Consider the following 16,598-nt stretch of genomic DNA (forward strand, 5'->3'; position numbering starts at 1 on the left):
TCCCGAATCCCTTTATTCAATCCGTTTGGGTATTAATTTTTTGGATTAGCCGATCGACTTGCTCAATCATCTCCTTGTTTTTCTCAGCTTGGAATAATTCTCTGGCTTTTTTGAGATTAACGATCGCTTCTTTTGACTGTTGTTGTCTTCCTAAAGTGATTCCCAAATTATAGTAAGTGAATGCATCGTTGGGGACGAGGCTAATGGCTTTTTTGTAATGTGCGATCGCTTCTTGAGGTTTACCTCGATCGTCCATCGCATTTCCCAAACCGGTGTAAGCTTGTGCGTGTTTGGGATCGAGACGAATCGCTTCGGTATAGCCAGCGATTGCTTCTGTGAGCTTGCCTTGAGCGTAAAAAGCACTTGCTAAATTATAATGAGCGTCTGCATAGTTGGGAGCGAAGCTGATGGCTTTTTTGTAATGTGCGATCGCTTCTTCTAGTTTGCCTTGAGCGTACAGAGTATTTCCCAAGGCATTATAACCTGCTGGGTTTTTCGGAGCGAGGCGAATGGCTTCGGTATAGTTGGCGATTGCTTCTGCTGGCTTTCCTTGAGCGTACAAGGCGTTTCCTAAGTAATAGTAAGCGTCTGCATAGTTGGGATCGAAGCTAATAGATTTTTTATACTGAGTAACTGCTTCTGCTAGCTCACCTCGATCGTAGAGAGCATTTCCTAAACGGGTGTAAGTTGGTGCATAATCTGGTTTGAGGCGAATTGCTGCTGTATATTCGGCAACTGCTTCTTTTAGCTTGCCTTGAGCGTAGAAAGCATTTCCTAAGTTATAGTGAGCTTCAGGATACTTGGGTTCAAGGCTGATGGCTTTTTTGTATTGGGCGATCGCAGGTTCTAATTGATTCAGTCTTGCTAAAGTCAAACCTAGATTAAAATATGCTCTAGAGTCTTGAGGATCGAGGCTAATGGCTTTATTGTATTGAGCGATCGCTTCTTGTGGTTTACCGCGATCGTCGAGAGTATTTCCCAAGGCAATATAAGCTTGTGCAAAATTGGGTTCTAGTTCAATTGCCTTCCGAAAAGCCGCCTCTGCTCCTTTTAAATCTCCCTGTTTATAGAGATTGCTTCCTTGCTCGAAGTTAGCAACTGCGTTTTTGTTCCGAATAACTGCGGACTGAGTAGAGTTGTGAATTTTTGCTAAAATAACGCAAACATTTTTACCAAAGGCAGTATTCCCATTACTCAAACACAAGCAGATAATAGCTGCTACCAGTAGATTCTTGTTTTTCAGCATTTTTCTTACCTTACCTGCTTGGTTTACATCTAAATATCAAGTTCGGCTAATTGCGATCGTCAAAATACCCCATCCTAGCCCTTCCTTACTCTTACAGGAGCAAAAGCGTCGCTTTGGCGGGGTTCTAGCAGGAATTATAAGTGATTAAGCTAACTTGATACAAGTGTACTTTCATATAATTGTCTATTTGTACACAAGAGACAATTTCCAAGTCCTTCTCCTAACCTTGGGAGCTACGGTGTATACACAAGTCATAAAATCATTGCCTGGTAAGATACAAGCCTTGGTAGGCAAGGTTTTGAGTTAAGCGAACTGATTATTAATAGTGCCAGCTTATTGATAGAGTCCTAACGGAAAATCAAGGATTTTAAAAAGAATTTTCCGTTGTTTTTCGTTGATTTGGTTGCAAGGAAATGCAGAAATTATGTTACATCTGCGTTGTCAATGGATAGCTGGAAGTTGGGATAATTTTTGTGGTTCTATCTTTAATTCCTTTATTAAACTTCAAACTGTTTAATACATTTTATACTTTACTTCTCATATTCAGTTACTATTTGCTGTAATTGATACTAAATATAAAAAACTGATTATAGTTGGGAATAATCCTCAAATGACATAATAGTAGTCTTCTTGAGATATCTCATCAAGATAATTTTGTGTGTAAAAGGATAAAATTTGTGTAAATAAAATTACTTTTTACTTAGATTGTATTTTTAGCGATCGCACTTTTTTTGGGTCATCTAACAAAATCGCATTGCTCCCATCAGAAGGGCGATCGCAAACTCACCGATTTCATGCCCCAACGAGTTGAGGTGGAGAAGACAGGCAATCCCAGACTTGAGACGGTGGAACAGTTTGTTGAATGCCAAGGGCGCACTCTCAACATACAACCAGAATTGCCTCCTCAAGTTTCATCAATTAAATCCGATAGGGCTAATATGAATTTCTCCCTCTCTTGCAGTAGTCATAGAAAATCCTGTTAAGCCGCAAGTAGGCTCTTCTGATTTTGGCTCAAACCCAACCTCTAAAGTAACAAGGTGGATAGCTTCAAAATTAGGTCTTTGTCCGATACTTATGGGATATCCGTCATAGCGGAAATGAAACCAATTTTGCACATCTAGGGGCAGTTGAATAGATTGTGACCAAGCATCGGATGAAGTTGAAAATTTTTTTGATTTATCATATGCTAAGTCGCTTCTTCCATACCCCCAGGAAACATTATTTGCATCAGTTAATCGTACTCTAATACCGACAAAATCCTGGTTGGGAGAACGGATCTTAAAGTGCAAAAATTGAAATTTTGAGGCGTTCACTGGAGTATCGTTCATTGATCGAATTGTGATATTTGCACCCCACCCCTGCCTCACAAATTTGATGTTTAGAAAGACTGACACTTCGTCTTTACTCCCTGGCTCAGCAGTTTCAACATTTGCTTTGATGTAGCTATCGGCTGTTCCTCCGTGCTTCTTTGATAATGGATCTGCCCATAGCTCATCCACCACGCGATCTCCTGAGTAATCATTAAATACGCTTCTTGCCTCTGGAGGACGGATAAATCCATAAGAATTGGGTGGATACTCTGCTATTTCGTTTGGATCAAGTCCAAGCACTACGCAGTAAGCGTTGAAGGCACCTGCGTTAATTGACTTTGCGCCAGATCGAAACCACTTCCAAGTTGTGAGGCTAATGCCAGACGGGTAATTCGAGTTCTGATTCCAATTCCAATCCGGATTCATTTTTTTTGTAGCTTCAATAAGCCAAAGATGACTCTGCTTTCCCCGCCCTTCACGCTTACTAATTGCATTAACAGAGTTCTTAATTTTATTTACGCCGTCCTGAGACGCTTTCCGACTTTCCATCGCGTGCAATCTTGATTAAATGATGCCTGCACCTAGTTTAGCTCAGTACAAGTGAGCCAAGACTAGGCCATCACGCCGGTATTTAGCAGCTAAGATACTTACAACAACGCAATGAAAGGAGAAATTTGATGGCTGCTCATCTTCCTATTGCTGCCGGAATCGCTGGACTAGTTGGTGTCGGTGTCGCCGCCAAAGCTGTTCTTGATGGCAAAGACGCTGGCGAGGCACTTAGATGTGGTCTTATTGCAACTAAAGACACTGCTTTGGCAATCGGCACATTGGGTTTAATCTCTCCCGATGCAGGAATTGATATTTCTGATGAGGGAATTGCTTTTGATCCCGATCACTCTTGTGGTTCAGATCGTATTGTCTAAAACTCTCTAGAGGTCAGTCCTCAACTAATTGCGACTGCGATGAATCTTTTCAGGTATGTATGAATCAACGCTCTGAGTCTTAACTAGGAGAGTAAATGATGCCCGGATCTAACCTAATTTCTCGACTATTGTTATCAAAGGTTTTTAGGCTCAGTCTAGAAGTTCTGGTTTCGCTTTTTTTATTTTCTTGGTTACCTATGCCTGCACAAATAGTGGCTACCATAGTGGTCAGCCTAGGCATCGAAGCGGTTTCTGGAAGAATTATGAAGAGTTCCTTGCAAAAGGAACTTGCAACAAAAAACTGGTCTGAAATTTTGGGGAGCTATGACATTAAGAGGGAATTGTAAATTTTTACTGCGAGTCTCTCTTCTTCGCAACTACCTTGATAACGCAGAGACATTACGAACAATATGTACACACTCGAAAAAAGGCAATAAGTCATGCTAATAGAAGCGTTCATAGTAAAAGGATTAGTGGCAGTTAGTCATTGGGTTGCCGCTCACAGCTCATCAGCCGTAGTCTTAAAAGGGGGAGCATTAGTATCCAAAAGTGTAGTTACCAATGGTTTAGCAAGCACTGCTTCTGCTGTTGCTGGTGGTGCTATAGTCACAGGATTCGCAGTAGGGGGAATTGTTTGGGCTAACGAGTTACTGCAACTCCTGCTTGGGGCTGTTGCTGATTTAGGCAATGGAGACCAGAAGCAAGCATTATTGAAGTTTTCAAAGCTGTACAAAAAACTGTACAAAGAACTTCATGTAGGTATTGAGATTTTCCCTGATAAGATTCTGCATTGAATCACATCGGGTGCGATCCTGACGTTGCAGATAGGATCGCCAGTTTTATCAGAAATCGCGAGGATGATATACTACGGCTCTCTGGGCTTGCATGAGAATGTGTTAACTCAAGATTACGCAGCTATTCTAAATTCAAAAAGGTCATTGTATAATTTCCATACAGCTATCGTTCCAGTGCTTGTTTCTTCTAATCAGCACCCTAATGGATCGATAGCTTTCTTGTCGATTGGCTCAACTTAAAACTGTCCGGAGTATTGATAGATGGTGCTTTATTAAAAGTAAAAAGTCGTTTTTAGGTAATTGCTGACACTTTTGTTTCCATAAGTTTAATAGTGGCTGCAATGTAGCCAACCAACCAGAACCCAAAAATTGCTCTAATGTTAGCCCAGTGTATTCGCACCAATTTTGATTAAAAAATCGCATTTACCAAAATATTACTGATACAGTGGATCTAATTTTTTTACTGCTTAAGAAGACTACAATATGTCTTTACAAAACAAAAAGGCTGTTAGTATCATCGCTATTTTACAAAGATAAATCATTTAAAATTTCCAAGATTTTCTTTTATTAAGCCTAAATCAATTAATTGTGGCTATGGAGCTTGTCGCGCATCCGATCGCAATTGTAACGGCTATGAAGAGAGCGGTCAAACTTGTAGAAATTGCAGACATAATTATGGTTTACAACAGTGAATTACCAAATAAAAACCATTCTCACCATAATGATGGGAATGGCAAAAATTAGGAGACACAACAGTAAAACTTAATATCTGCAACTCTCATTAAAGTTAAGATTCGTTTGACTTAGCACTCATTTTATCTAACAGTTGAGTGATTTTTTTAGCTTTTTCAGGTTGGCGCTGTTTTTGTAATAAATCTTTAGCTTGTTGCAGGTTAGTTTTAGCTTCTTCTTCTCGCTCTTGCTGCATAAGGATATTCGCCAGACGCAAGTAAGCATCAGGATTTTTCGGACTGCGGCGAATTACTTCCCGAAATAATTCTGTTGCTTCTTCGACTTGTCCTTGCTGGTTTAAAACATCTCCCAAAAACAAGCGCACTACGTCATTAGTCGAGTTGATGGAAATCACTTTGCGAAAGGCCGCTTCTGCACCTTGGTAATCTTTTGCTTGGGCAAGATTGATACCTTTTTGAAACAAGTCTGAGGTAATCAAAGTTTTCCAGGCAAAATAGCCAAGGATTGACAGACTCAGAACAACTACAACAGCAGCGATAATCGAACTAGTGGGAAAGGTTTCTAGCATTGTTTAAGCCAAAAGACAGGCGATAGGAAAAATCAGATATTCCATAAAAAAGAGTTTCCAGATAAATTGGTAGAATTGAGCGATCGCACTTTTCTCTTGTAAGTCTACCGTCAAACTCCGCAACCACAGCCAAGCCAACAGCCCCAAATGAGTAACTATCAGGAATATGGCGTTAACTGAGGCGACATTTAGCACCCCAACCAGAATTATTCCCAAATAGCAGGCAGTTATTACCCAAAGAGACAGATTGAACACAGCTTGGGGGCCAAGTTTGATGGTGAAAGTAGTAATATTGTAGAGGCGATCGCCTTCCATATCGGGGATATCTTTAAAGATGGCGATCGCAAAGGTAAACACCAAAATAAATAACGTCAGCACCCATACCACAGGCGGAATTGTTTGGCTTTGTTGCAACGCCCAACTATAATGCAGATATAAACCTAAGTTAACAATCGTACCGCGCACCGAAAAAATACACAGCGCCGCCCAAATAGGAAACTGTTTTAAGCGAATTGGCGGTAAAGAATAAGCAGTACCAATGGCCAAACTAATTGCTACCATACCCAATAAAAACGGGCCAGTTAGCCACGCCACAACCAGCGCCAAAATTCCAGTAGAAGCGACAATTAATTGCCCAGTTTGCTGAGAAAACTCACCAGACGCTAAGGGTAAATGAGGCTTATTAATCTTGTCAATTTCTACATCTTCTAATTGATTCAGCCCCACAATATAAACATTGCCACACAGACAACTAATCCATGCACCAAAAACAGGGAATAGAGAATACGTAGAGACAAGATTCATCGCGTCTCTACTGATGGCAATGGCAATTAAATATAAACCCAAAACACTCAGACTTGTACCAATAATCGTATGAGGGCGAGAGAATTTCCAGAAGGCGTATAACCACTGGAAATATGATTGAACAGGTTTGCCTGGTAAAGGGCTGTTTTGAGAACTTTGGCTCATGAGTAGCTTAAATACAGTATTCTGGTTGGTTGTTAATCATTGTCACAGAATTTGGTCATTAGACTACTTTCATGAATCAATGAGCTTTTATCCTTCTCCTCCGTGCCCTCTGCTGTAGCTGCGACAAGCCGTTCGCGTAGCGTCTCCGACAGGAGAAGCGTCTACGTTATTCTAAACTTATAACTTCTTGCGCCAACTCATATCAAGAATGCGATTAATTTTATACAGTAAACCCGGCTGTCATTTATGTGAAGGCTTGCAAGAAAAGCTAGAACAAATCCAAAATCTCAGTTTCGAGTTGGAAGTTAGGGATATTACGACTCGTGAAGATTGGTTTGCTACGTATGAGTATGAGGTGCCGGTGCTTTATTTATCGAACCGCCAAGGCGCCAAGGACGCAGAGGAAAAACCATTGCCGCGTCCTTCTCCTCGTGCTAACGTGCAGCAGTTGGAGCAAATGTTGCGTAAATATTTAGCCAATTAGAAAAAAATAATGCAGAATAAGCGCAAGATCAAGAATGTGACGAGGTTCACAAAATGAAATTACGGGAATTACTAACAGCGGTAGACAGTGTTGAGCAATTGCCTAGTTATCCAACTTTAGAGGATGTGGAAGTTAGGGGTTTAAAGACGAATTCCCATGCTTGTCGTGTGGGAGATTTGTTTATTGGGATGCCAGGAACGCGGGTTGATGGTGGGGAATTTTGGCAAAGTGCGATCGCATCGGGGGCTGTCGCTGCGATCGTTTCTCCCGAAGCTGCACAAAAAAATCCTCCCACAAATCAGGCTGTGGTCATTAGTGCAAGCAACATCACTCAAGCTTGCGCGCAGATAGCCAGTGCTTTTTATGGTTATCCAGGGCGAAAACTCAAGTTGGTAGGCGTGACTGGTACAAATGGCAAAACTACAACTACTCATTTAATTGAATTTCTCCTCAACAAAGCTAATTTAGCTACAGCTTTGATGGGAACTCTCTACACTCGTTGGGCAGGTTTTGAGCAAACTGCTGCCCACACTACCCCTTTTGCAGTGGAACTGCAACAGCAGCTAGCAGAGGCGGTGAAGGCTGGGAGTGAGTTTGGGGTGATGGAAGTCAGTTCTCACGCTTTGGCTCAAGGTAGAGTGTTGGGTTGTGAATTTGAGGTGGCGGTATTTAGTAATCTTACTCAAGACCATCTCGACTATCACAGCGACATGGAAGATTACTTTGCTGCCAAAGCGTTATTGTTTAGTCCTAATTATCTCAAAGGAAGGGCAATAATTAATGCTGATGATGCTTACGGGAAGCGGTTAATTACCTCGTTAGATTCCGAACGGGTTTGGAGTTACAGCGTCAACGACAACAGCGCTGATTTATGGATGAGCGATTTAAGTTATCAGCCGAATGGTGTGAGTGGGACATTACATACACCAAAAGGTGATGTAGCTTTTCGATCGCCCCTAGTCGGACAATATAATTTAGAAAATCTTTTAGCAGCCGTAGGAGCAGTTTTACACTTAGGGCTAGATTTGCAGTTAGTGGCAGCTGTGATACCTGAGTTCCCTGGAGTTCCCGGACGGATGGAACGCGTACAGATTAGTACTGAGCAAGATATTAGCGTGATTGTGGATTATGCCCACACGCCCGATAGCTTGGAAAATTTATTGAAAGCTGCGCGTCCCTTTATACCTGGTAAAGTGATTTGTGTATTTGGTTGTGGAGGCGATCGCGATCGCACCAAGCGCCCAAAAATGGGTAAAATCGCTGCTGAGTTAGCTGATGTGGCAGTGGTAACATCAGATAATCCTCGAACTGAAGATCCAGAAAGGATTTTGCAAGATATTTTGGCGGGAATCGCTGACACAGTGCAGCCAAGAGTAATTTGCGATCGGGCGATCGCAATTCGTACCGCTATTTTACAAGCACAACCCGGTGATGGAGTATTGCTTGCTGGTAAAGGTCACGAAGATTATCAAATTCTCGGCACCGAAAAAATCCATTTTGACGACCGAGAACACGCCCGCGACGCTTTACACGAAAGACTTAACGTCCAAGCTTAATTTAAGCATTGGGCATTGGGCATTGGGCATTGGGCATTGGTTATTCTCCTAGTACCCAGTCCCGTCCCCAGTTCCCAGTTCCCAGTCCCCAGTCCCCAGTCCCCAGTCCCGTCTAAGTAGAGTTTTTTATAGTTAATGTTTCTTTCCGTGGTGATTTTGTAAAAAATGCACATATAAAGGTGAAAATCGAAGACAGAATTATTTCTTGCTTCATCCAAGTTGTGCTTGACTCATGAATATTTCTTTGGCTAAGGATCTGTCTGTTTATCAACTGGTTATGGGAGTGCAAGCGCCTCCGAAACCATTGTCGCTCAGTCCTGCTACTCTGCTATCACTGGTGAGAGCGCAAATTGACTTACTCATTGAGCAGCAAATTGCAGCGACTCTCTGGGTGAAGCTACCACCAGATAAAATTTGGCAATCAGAATTAGCGCGTTATCAATCCTCGGTAGGTGTGTCTAGTCTCATTTATAGTTGCCAGATTGACGAGAGTAGGAAAAAGGAAGCAGGGGAAGCAGGGGGAGACAAGGGAGAGGAAAAAGTAAATACCTCCTTGTCCCCCTTGTCCCCCTTGTCCCCCTCATCCTCCTTGTCCCCCTATCACATTCCTGTTCACCTACCACCAGATAGCCAAATGCGACGGGAAAACTTTCTGATGGTGTTATCGCCACAGTTTTGCAGTTTAATTTTGGCTCATCGACCACTTAAAAAACGTAAAAATCAGACATCGGGGAAGGTAAATACTAATAAAAACCAGCCGTTGCTGATTGTAACTACTGTTGAGGGGAGAGTAATTCAGCAAGTATTAAATAGTATCCAACAGGCGATTGCACCAGAATCATCTTCATCTTCAATACCTGCTAGTTTTATTTGTCCAACCGTGCCCCAACCTGTACTGATGAATCAACTGTTGGCAAAACAACTCCTCCGACAAGATGAAATTAATCGTCAAATCATCACAGTACGCACTAATAAGTTGGAGCAACAAAATCAAGAACTGCACAACAAAGAGCAACTCAAAGATGAATATCTGAAAAATGTCTGTCAGGAACTACGTATACCTTTGACGCACATGAAAACAGCACTTTCATTATTAAATTCCCCTAATCTTAAACCCCCGCAACGACAACGTTATTTACAGATGTTAAATACCCAGTGCGATCGGCAAAACTCCCTGATTACTGGTTTCTTGGAACTGGTGCAGCTAGAACAAAATTTGGACGGGACGACTTTGGAGTTGGTGCGTCTCTCAGATATAGTACCTGGAGTAGTTAGTACCTACCAACCTGTAGCCCAAGAAAAAGGAATTATGCTAGCCTACACCGTACCAACTGAACTTCCATCTGTTTGGTGCATGACTGGTAAGCTGAGACAAATTGTAATTAATCTGTTGCACAACAGTCTTAAGTTTACTCCTAATGGAGGTCAAGTATGGGTGCGTGCCCGTAATCAAGGCGATTATGTCCAATTAGAATTCCGCGACACAGGTATCGGTATTGCGGAAAACGAAATTCCCAAAATTTTCGATCGCTTTTATCGCGTGCGTACAACAGCAACCGAAGATTATGGTGGTGCTGGGTTAGGGTTAACGATAGTACAGCAATCGCTGCTGCGCTGTGGTGGATTTATTTCTGTAAAAAGTAAATTATCTGAAGGTTCTACCTTTACAGTGCAACTGGCAACTGCTGGTAATATCCCAAGAGCGATCGCGACAGAAAATGAGTTATGAGTTATGAGTTATAAGTGATGAGTTAAAAATTCATAACTCATCACTCATAACTTATAACTCCTACAGTTATTTTGCCTAACCTGGTGCAAACTCAGTAAACTTTCGCTTATAAGGAGCATGAAAACCCAAAATAATATCTTGTTTTGGCACTCCAGCAGTTACTAACTCATTTGCTACTCCGGTCTCAGTTCCATCGCGCTGAATCCAAATTTTGCCGTCCTTAATATCAATATGGATGATGCAACCATAAACTCGCCTCAGTTCTTCCCATCCCAAATGAAGAACTTGATAATGGTTGCGCTCTGTATCAAAAATTAACTGTACTTCTGTATCATCATTTGAGTGGTGAATTGAATGACGTTTCAGGATTGTCTGCACTAATTCACGGTAGTTTATTCTTTCCATAGCAAAACCTCTTCTTTAATGGGTTCAAAAATCAGAAGCTTCAGCCGATGTTCAGCGATTATTTCTTGAATAAATGGCCGAATAAAAAAGTCTTGATAAACATCTTCAGAGATAGCTAAGTATAAAATTCGTTCAGGGTACTTTTTCCGTAATGCTGAACGGTAGGTGAGCGTCTGACCTAAAGCGACATAAAAATCACTAATTTCCGATGCACCGATAAAAGATTTAATCTCAACTGCGATTTTTTGACCAGCTTTTTGAGCAGCTAAGATTCTTTCTGCCCCTAAGTCTACATAAAATTCAATTTCATCAACTTTAACTGATAGAGGGTCATGGGTAATAGTCCACCCATCCTTTTTTAAAGCTGAACAAACAGCAGTATGAAAAATATCTTTAGCTGACATAATTTAATTATAAATATATTCACTGGCAGTTTTGCAGCAACTATAAAAATTTTATTAAAGCAAATAGTTTACACTGGTAATTTACCTGGATTGGTTTTTAAAATTAATCCGTTTACAGAATTAATCTTATTGATAAAAGACATAATGTTATTTGGATGAATCTTTTGGCAACACCTGTGTAAACTCTCCACTTTGTTTATTGCGAACTACTATAAATTCACTATTTGGCATTCGTAGCTTTACTGGAATTATTTCAGTTGGTAACTCCATTAGTAACCCACCATCTAACATTCCTGCACCGGGAAAGGCTATAACCGTGATTATGCCTGGTCTAAGACAACCAAGAACTCGAACTGGAATTGTATCAAGCATTATATTATAACAATTAAAAATTAGACATAAATATTACAATTTTTTATTTTTTTATTGATACTTGTCTAGTTTATTTACCAATACAAAATCTACTAAAAATCCTCTCTAAAACGGATTCTGTTACTTCTTCTCCGGTAATTTCCCCTAAAGCTTGAATAGCACCTCGTAAGTCAATTGTCCAAAAATCAAGAGGTAACTGCTGAACAATTGTTGCTTGCACTTGTTCTAAAGATATTTTAGCTTGAGTTAAGGCTGCTGCTTGCCTTTGATTAATGGCTAAATCCATATCAGCAGCTTGCACTTTTCCCGATTGAACTATTTCTAAAATGGCTGTTTCTAAAGCATCAATGCCTTGATTTTGGGCTGCGGCTGTGACAATTTTGGATTTTGGATTTGAGATTTTAGATTGAAGAGTTGTTCTTTCACTTTCTTCTACTAAATCGATTTTGTTAATTACTATAATCAACGGACGGTGTTGTACCTTTTGATAAATTTCTTCATCGCCTTCTGTCCAACCTGCGGAAGCATCGATGGTAAGCAAGACTAAATCAGCTGCATTTGCGGTACGACGCGATCGCTCGACGCCAATTTTTTCCACTTGGTCTGTTGTTTCCCGAATCCCCGCTGTATCTAGCACTTGTACGGGAATTCCGCCGACAACTAACTGAGATTCGACAACATCGCGGGTTGTACCAGGTAAATCAGTTACAATGGCGCGATCGCTCCGGCTCCAAGCGTTCAATAAACTCGACTTACCCACATTCGGACGCCCGACAATTGCCACTTTTAAACCAGTGCGTAGCAACTCACCTCGATCTTTGGTTTGTAATAACCTAGTTATTTCTGCGGCAATTCGATCGATTGCTGATATGATTGCTTTATCATCCAACGGCGGTAAGTCTTCCTCAAAATCAATCCGAGCTTCAATTTCTGCCAAGATATCTAAACAGTTAGCGCGTAACTGCCGAATCGGATGAGCTAATTTTCCTTGTAAACCAGCTAAAGCACTTTGAGCAGCTTGGGGCGATTTAGCTCCCACTAAATCAGCAATACCTTCGGCTTGAGTTAAATCTAATCGTCCATTCAAAAAGGCGCGGAGAGTAAATTCTCCCGGTTGCGCTAGTCTAGCGCCATTTTCTAAACACAGTTGCAACACTTGCTGCACTGCGATAATTCCCCCGTGGCAATGGAATTCCACTACATCTTCACGGGTGTAAGAACGGGGTGCTTTCATCATCAACAACAAAGCTTCATCCACTATTTGTCGCGTCTGGGGATGGCGAATGTAACCGTAGAGAATCCGGTGACTTTCCCAAACTTGTCGCCCTGGTGTATGAAAGAGACTTTGGGCGATCGCCATTGCTTGAGAACCGGATACCCGCACAATCCCAACACTACCCTGTTGGGGGACAACAGCAGTGGCGATCGCGGCTATAGTTTCAGTAGTAGCAAACAGTTCTGACATGAGCGCCCTTTATAAAAGTGAGGAGTGAGAAGTGAAGAGTGAGGAGTGAGGAGTGAGGAGTAAAAATCATAACTCATAACTCATAACTCATAACTCATAACTCATAACTTTCTAAATAGTGAGTATTTAGACTAATGAAATACCAACTGGCAAGGTAAAATTTACCTGTAGGTCATGCCTGATAGTAAAGAGTTAACAGTGAAGAGTTAGAGATTAAAATCATGACTCACAACTTATAACTTATAACTTTTAGAGAGAGGAATGTACTGTGGAGCAAAAGATTAACTGCGCTGTAGCCTGTGTTAATGGGTGTGTTTTAGGGGATAAACCCCAATATCGAGTTTAGAGAATCAGCCACAAAATTTATTGAAGAGACTCCCTTAGAGAAAATGCTGGAGTTGGCACAAGAACGTCTGCAAAAAAAAATGATGGAACCGCCAAAATGGGTTTTCCCTGAAGATCCATAGCATTCAAGCTAACAGGCACAAGCAGGACAGCGTGGAAGTTAAATGATATCTGGATCTATATTTAATTCTCGCAGTTTTGCTGCCAAGCGATCGCTACGTTGTTTCTGGTATTGTGCTACTTCTTCCGGTGTGGGAATCAGTTCTCCTTCACGAGTGTAAAAGCGTAATTTTTCTTGAACAATCCCTAAATATAAACCTAGCTGTTGACTCCATAACCAGCCTTGGGGATTTTGTTCTAGGGGTTGATATTCACCATCCAGCAAATGGAACCCTGAAAATTCTAACGTTTCTGGGTCAAACCAGAAGTAATCTGGTGTGCGAAATATATCTTGGTAAATTTGTTTTTTTAAGCCTTTATCAGTGTCGCCTGTGCTATCCGAGATAATTTCTATAATCACATTGGGATATTTGCCTTCTTCTTCCCAGACAACCCAACTTTTAGGGGGTTTGCGTTCAGTTTCCAGTACGACAAAAAAATCTGGCCCCCAAAAATTTTCTGATTTGCGCTGGCGTGGACTGTAGTAGATGGTGAGATTACCCGATGCATAAAAATCTTTGCGATTTTGCCACAGCCACTCCAAACATTGGATGAGCAGTGTCATTTGCAACCGATGCAAGTCAGTTTCTAAAGGCGGTTCGTCACTATATAAATCCCCTGGGGGAATATAACATTTTCTGGGGATTCTAAATCTTGGGCGACAGACATGGCAACAAGTGTGTCAGTGCTATAAGTTTAACGTGAGTTCTAGGCTCTAAAAACCCCACTTCCATTCCTCCCCCCCACCTACGGTGTACACACAAGTCTGAAGTTGTTCAATAATCTGGGTTTTACCCCACCCTAACCACTGGTTGAATTGAATAAACGATCGCCCGAATTCAACAAACGATCGCCCGAATTCAACAAACGATCGCCCGAATTCAATCAACGACCGCCCAAATTCAATCAACGATCGCCCGAATTCAATAAACGATCGCCCGAATTTAATATATTTATTGCATAAATTCTCAAAACCTCCCCCCAAACCTGATTTACTAAGGTTTTAGCTTTAGTTTTACCCCACTGGGGGAGAGGTCAAAATAGCACTCGTCGAATTCACGTTAATTATTCATCACCGCATCTAAAAGCACATTGGCGTCAAAGCGGACTACATCAGTGCAAGGTAGCCCCGTTTCTGCTATTGTTTGAGCGATGCTTTCCTGAGCCGCAGATTCATCTAAATGGGCTGTGTTCAGTGCTATACCCGCTACAGAAACACTTCCAAAAGCACCACCAGCATTAGCAACAGCTTCATAAAGCCGAATCACCTCTGGTAAAGGTGGAATTATTACATGGGGATGATTGCGGACATGAACTTGTCCCGCCCGATGTACTAATATTAGTTGGGTTGGTTGCGAACCACGGATTAGGGGTAGAGTTGCTGTTGAACCAGGATGTAGCAGCGAACCTTGTCCTTCAATATGCAAGATGTCGTAGTTTTTGCCATAGCGCATAACAATCTGTTCCACAGCACCGGCGGCAAAGTCTACCCGCACGGCATCTAAAGCCACACCGTCTCCTTCTAACATAATTCCAGTTTGCCCTGTGGCGAGGAATTTAGAACGCCAGCCCCGCAGTTTTGACGCCCAATGTAACTCTAGGCTAGTTGACATTTTACCAATTGCCATGTCGGTTCCCACTGTCAACACCCGCCGACATGGAAGAGTACGTGCCATTCCACTAGCAACACTAATATTAGATGGCTCTTTGCGGACATCCCAAATTAGTTGCCCTGGTTTGAGCAGTGCATTTAATTCTGGGATACTTGCCATTGGTGTATGTAAACCATTCACTAAAGACATTCCCGCTTCTAAAGCTTCTTTAATTTCTAGCCAGTAATCATCTGGTACAGCACCACCTCCTGGAGCAATACCAATTACTAAAACTTCCGGTTTGTACTCTAGGGCTGCGGCTACCGATGCCACAATCGGCAGATCGCGCTTGATACCTGTTAATTCTGGTAGGGATTTACCAGCACACTCGCGATCGATTACGGCTACAATTGGGGCTTCACTGTAACGTAAAATTGCTAGCCCTGTTTTGCCGTGAGTCCCAATAGTCCCTTCATGTAGCAAGATAGCTACTCGTTGATTAAGTGGTAGACGCACTGTGTTGTACTCCCAAACCTGGTAAATCGTTTGGCAAAACTTTTCCTTGTTTTAGCAATGCACCCGTAAAAGGGTCATCAATTAAGTTCAGGTGACTGTCTAAATCTAAATAATCAGCTAGTGGCGCTAGCTGTAATGCTGCTGTATTAGCTAGCGAACTGTCAGAATAGCAACCGAACATTACTTGCAACCGATATGCTCGTGCTGTATGTACCATTCGCATTGCCTCTGTTAGCCCCCCTGATTTCATTAGTTTGATATTAATGCCATCCACGTAATTTGCCAAATCGGGAATATCAGCGCTGGTGAAACAACTTTCATCGACAAAGATAGGCAAGGGAGAGTGTTGTTTGAGTTTTGCTAAACTTGGTTCTTCTCCCCGTGGCAATGGCTGTTCTACATACTTTATACCTAAATCAGCCAGCCAATTGCACATGGCGATCGCATCTTCTAAACTCCAACCCCCGTTGGCATCAACAAAAAATTCTAGTTCTGGCGCTTCTTCTCGCACTGCTAAGAGCATTTTTTGATCTGCATCTATGCCATCTGGGCTACCTAGCTTCACCTTAAAAAGACGGACATCTGTAAATTGTAACCAGTCTCGCGCTCTCGCCCTCGCGCCTTCAGGTGAATTAATCCCAATTGTGACTGAAGTCGGGACTATTTGATTGCGATCGAGTCCCCAAAGTTGCCACAAGGGTAATCCTACGCACTTACCCAACCAGTCATGCATTGCTATATCTAGGGCAGCCCTTGCAGCAGAAGGAACTTGGTTTTGTGTTAAAACTTGCTCAATTTCCTGACGTTGTAAAGGATTGAATGCTTGTAACAGAGGCACAACTTGCTGTAGGGCGTCTTTGATTGCATCAGTTGATTGCCGATGATTACCCACACCAAATGGCGATGCTTCCCCCCAGCCTTCGATGCGATCGTGTGAAATTCTCACCCATACATTTGTTGTCTGTGCCGTTGTACCTCGACTAATAGTCAGCGGAAATCTCTTGTTTACTGTAAATAATTTTACATTTATTTGCATACTTATTTTACATATTATGTTATTGCAAAAGC

Annotated in this window: 17 protein-coding genes and 2 pseudogenes; 6 read left to right on the forward strand and 13 right to left on the reverse strand. The window is 41.8% G+C overall.

Features of this window, described 5'->3' with window-relative positions; all coding sequences use genetic code 11:
• Window positions 1-16: 16 nt before the first annotated feature.
• The 3 genes from RMY32_RS08580 to RMY32_RS08590 form a co-directional block, all read right to left on the reverse strand.
• On the reverse strand, window positions 17-1,246 hold the full coding sequence (locus RMY32_RS08580) for a tetratricopeptide repeat protein (RefSeq protein ID WP_322713379.1): 1,230 nt from the start codon (window positions 1,244-1,246) through the stop codon (window positions 17-19).
• 740 nt (window positions 1,247-1,986) lie between these two features.
• Window positions 1,987-2,115: a hypothetical protein gene (locus RMY32_RS08585; RefSeq protein WP_322713380.1), complete on the reverse strand. Its 129-nt coding sequence runs from the start codon at window positions 2,113-2,115 to the stop codon at window positions 1,987-1,989.
• 45 nt (window positions 2,116-2,160) lie between these two features.
• Window positions 2,161-3,105: a hypothetical protein gene (locus RMY32_RS08590; RefSeq protein WP_322713381.1), complete on the reverse strand. Its 945-nt coding sequence runs from the start codon at window positions 3,103-3,105 to the stop codon at window positions 2,161-2,163.
• 128 nt (window positions 3,106-3,233) lie between these two features.
• Here RMY32_RS08590 and RMY32_RS08595 point away from each other — a divergent pair, with 128 nt between their 5' ends.
• Window positions 3,234-3,479 (forward strand): hypothetical protein, encoded by a 246-nt coding sequence (locus RMY32_RS08595; RefSeq protein ID WP_322713382.1) that lies wholly within the window; start codon window positions 3,234-3,236, stop codon window positions 3,477-3,479.
• Window positions 3,480-3,919: 440 nt separating this feature from the next.
• Window positions 3,920-4,273, forward strand: coding sequence for a hypothetical protein (locus RMY32_RS08600; protein WP_322713383.1), 354 nt, complete (start codon window positions 3,920-3,922; stop codon window positions 4,271-4,273).
• A gap of 787 nt (window positions 4,274-5,060) precedes the next feature.
• Here the strand turns inward: RMY32_RS08600 and RMY32_RS08605 are convergent.
• Together RMY32_RS08605 and RMY32_RS08610 are read right to left on the reverse strand one after the other, a co-directional pair.
• A complete protein-coding gene (locus RMY32_RS08605) occupies window positions 5,061-5,534 on the reverse strand; it encodes a tetratricopeptide repeat protein (protein ID WP_322713385.1) in 474 nt (157 codons plus the stop codon).
• A gap of 3 nt (window positions 5,535-5,537) precedes the next feature.
• Window positions 5,538-6,503 carry a homogentisate phytyltransferase gene (locus RMY32_RS08610; RefSeq protein WP_322713386.1) on the reverse strand — a complete coding sequence of 322 codons (966 nt, stop codon included), beginning with the start codon at window positions 6,501-6,503 and terminating at the stop codon, window positions 5,538-5,540.
• A gap of 208 nt (window positions 6,504-6,711) precedes the next feature.
• Here RMY32_RS08610 and RMY32_RS08615 point away from each other — a divergent pair, with 208 nt between their 5' ends.
• The 3 genes from RMY32_RS08615 (at window position 6,712) to RMY32_RS08625 (ending at window position 10,272) form a co-directional block, all read left to right on the forward strand.
• Window positions 6,712-6,987 (forward strand): glutaredoxin family protein, encoded by a 276-nt coding sequence (locus tag RMY32_RS08615; protein WP_322713387.1) that lies wholly within the window; start codon window positions 6,712-6,714, stop codon window positions 6,985-6,987.
• Between the two features lie 53 nt (window positions 6,988-7,040).
• Window positions 7,041-8,543: a UDP-N-acetylmuramoyl-L-alanyl-D-glutamate--2,6-diaminopimelate ligase gene (locus RMY32_RS08620; RefSeq protein WP_322713388.1), complete on the forward strand. Its 1,503-nt coding sequence runs from the start codon at window positions 7,041-7,043 to the stop codon at window positions 8,541-8,543.
• Between the two features lie 232 nt (window positions 8,544-8,775).
• Window positions 8,776-10,272 carry a DICT sensory domain-containing protein gene (locus RMY32_RS08625; protein WP_322713389.1) on the forward strand — a complete coding sequence of 499 codons (1,497 nt, stop codon included), beginning with the start codon at window positions 8,776-8,778 and terminating at the stop codon, window positions 10,270-10,272.
• A gap of 75 nt (window positions 10,273-10,347) precedes the next feature.
• On the opposite strand, the gene RMY32_RS08630 is transcribed toward RMY32_RS08625, so the two are convergent.
• The 4 genes from RMY32_RS08630 to mnmE form a co-directional block, all read right to left on the reverse strand.
• Entirely contained in the window at window positions 10,348-10,677 is a 330-nt protein-coding gene (locus RMY32_RS08630) for a XisI protein (protein ID WP_322713390.1), read from the reverse strand.
• The gene (locus tag RMY32_RS08635) at window positions 10,665-11,081 is read right to left on the reverse strand and encodes a XisH family protein (RefSeq protein ID WP_322713391.1); all 417 of its coding nucleotides are present in this window, start codon (window positions 11,079-11,081) and stop codon (window positions 10,665-10,667) included. The genes RMY32_RS08630 and RMY32_RS08635 overlap by 13 nt, the downstream gene beginning before the upstream one ends.
• Window positions 11,082-11,228: 147 nt before the next feature.
• Window positions 11,229-11,453: a hypothetical protein gene (locus tag RMY32_RS08640; RefSeq protein WP_322713392.1), complete on the reverse strand. Its 225-nt coding sequence runs from the start codon at window positions 11,451-11,453 to the stop codon at window positions 11,229-11,231.
• A gap of 70 nt (window positions 11,454-11,523) precedes the next feature.
• Window positions 11,524-12,918, reverse strand: a complete 1,395-nt coding sequence (mnmE, locus tag RMY32_RS08645; protein ID WP_322713393.1) for a tRNA uridine-5-carboxymethylaminomethyl(34) synthesis GTPase MnmE — start codon at window positions 12,916-12,918, stop codon at window positions 11,524-11,526.
• Window positions 12,919-13,186: 268 nt separating this feature from the next.
• On the opposite strand from mnmE, the pseudogene RMY32_RS08650 reads away from it, so the two are divergent.
• Window positions 13,187-13,385 (forward strand): annotated as a pseudogene (locus RMY32_RS08650) (hypothetical protein).
• A gap of 38 nt (window positions 13,386-13,423) precedes the next feature.
• On the opposite strand, the pseudogene RMY32_RS08655 reads toward RMY32_RS08650, so the two are convergent.
• From RMY32_RS08655 to RMY32_RS08670, 4 genes and pseudogenes are all read right to left on the reverse strand, one after another.
• Window positions 13,424-14,091, reverse strand: a pseudogene (locus RMY32_RS08655) (Uma2 family endonuclease).
• Between the two features lie 46 nt (window positions 14,092-14,137).
• Window positions 14,138-14,407, reverse strand: a complete 270-nt coding sequence (locus RMY32_RS08660) for a hypothetical protein (protein WP_322713394.1) — start codon at window positions 14,405-14,407, stop codon at window positions 14,138-14,140.
• 76 nt (window positions 14,408-14,483) lie between these two features.
• The gene (locus RMY32_RS08665) at window positions 14,484-15,530 is read right to left on the reverse strand and encodes a DUF1611 domain-containing protein (RefSeq protein ID WP_322673221.1); all 1,047 of its coding nucleotides are present in this window, start codon (window positions 15,528-15,530) and stop codon (window positions 14,484-14,486) included.
• Window positions 15,514-16,566 carry a dipeptide epimerase gene (locus RMY32_RS08670; protein ID WP_322713395.1) on the reverse strand — a complete coding sequence of 351 codons (1,053 nt, stop codon included), beginning with the start codon at window positions 16,564-16,566 and terminating at the stop codon, window positions 15,514-15,516. Before RMY32_RS08670 ends, RMY32_RS08665 begins: the two co-directional genes overlap by 17 nt.
• Between the last annotated feature and the right edge of the window lie 32 nt (window positions 16,567-16,598).

Origin of the sequence: Nostoc sp. ChiSLP03a (assembly GCF_034531215.2) — a bacterium.
In the GTDB taxonomy this organism is placed as follows: domain Bacteria; phylum Cyanobacteriota; class Cyanobacteriia; order Cyanobacteriales; family Nostocaceae; genus Nostoc.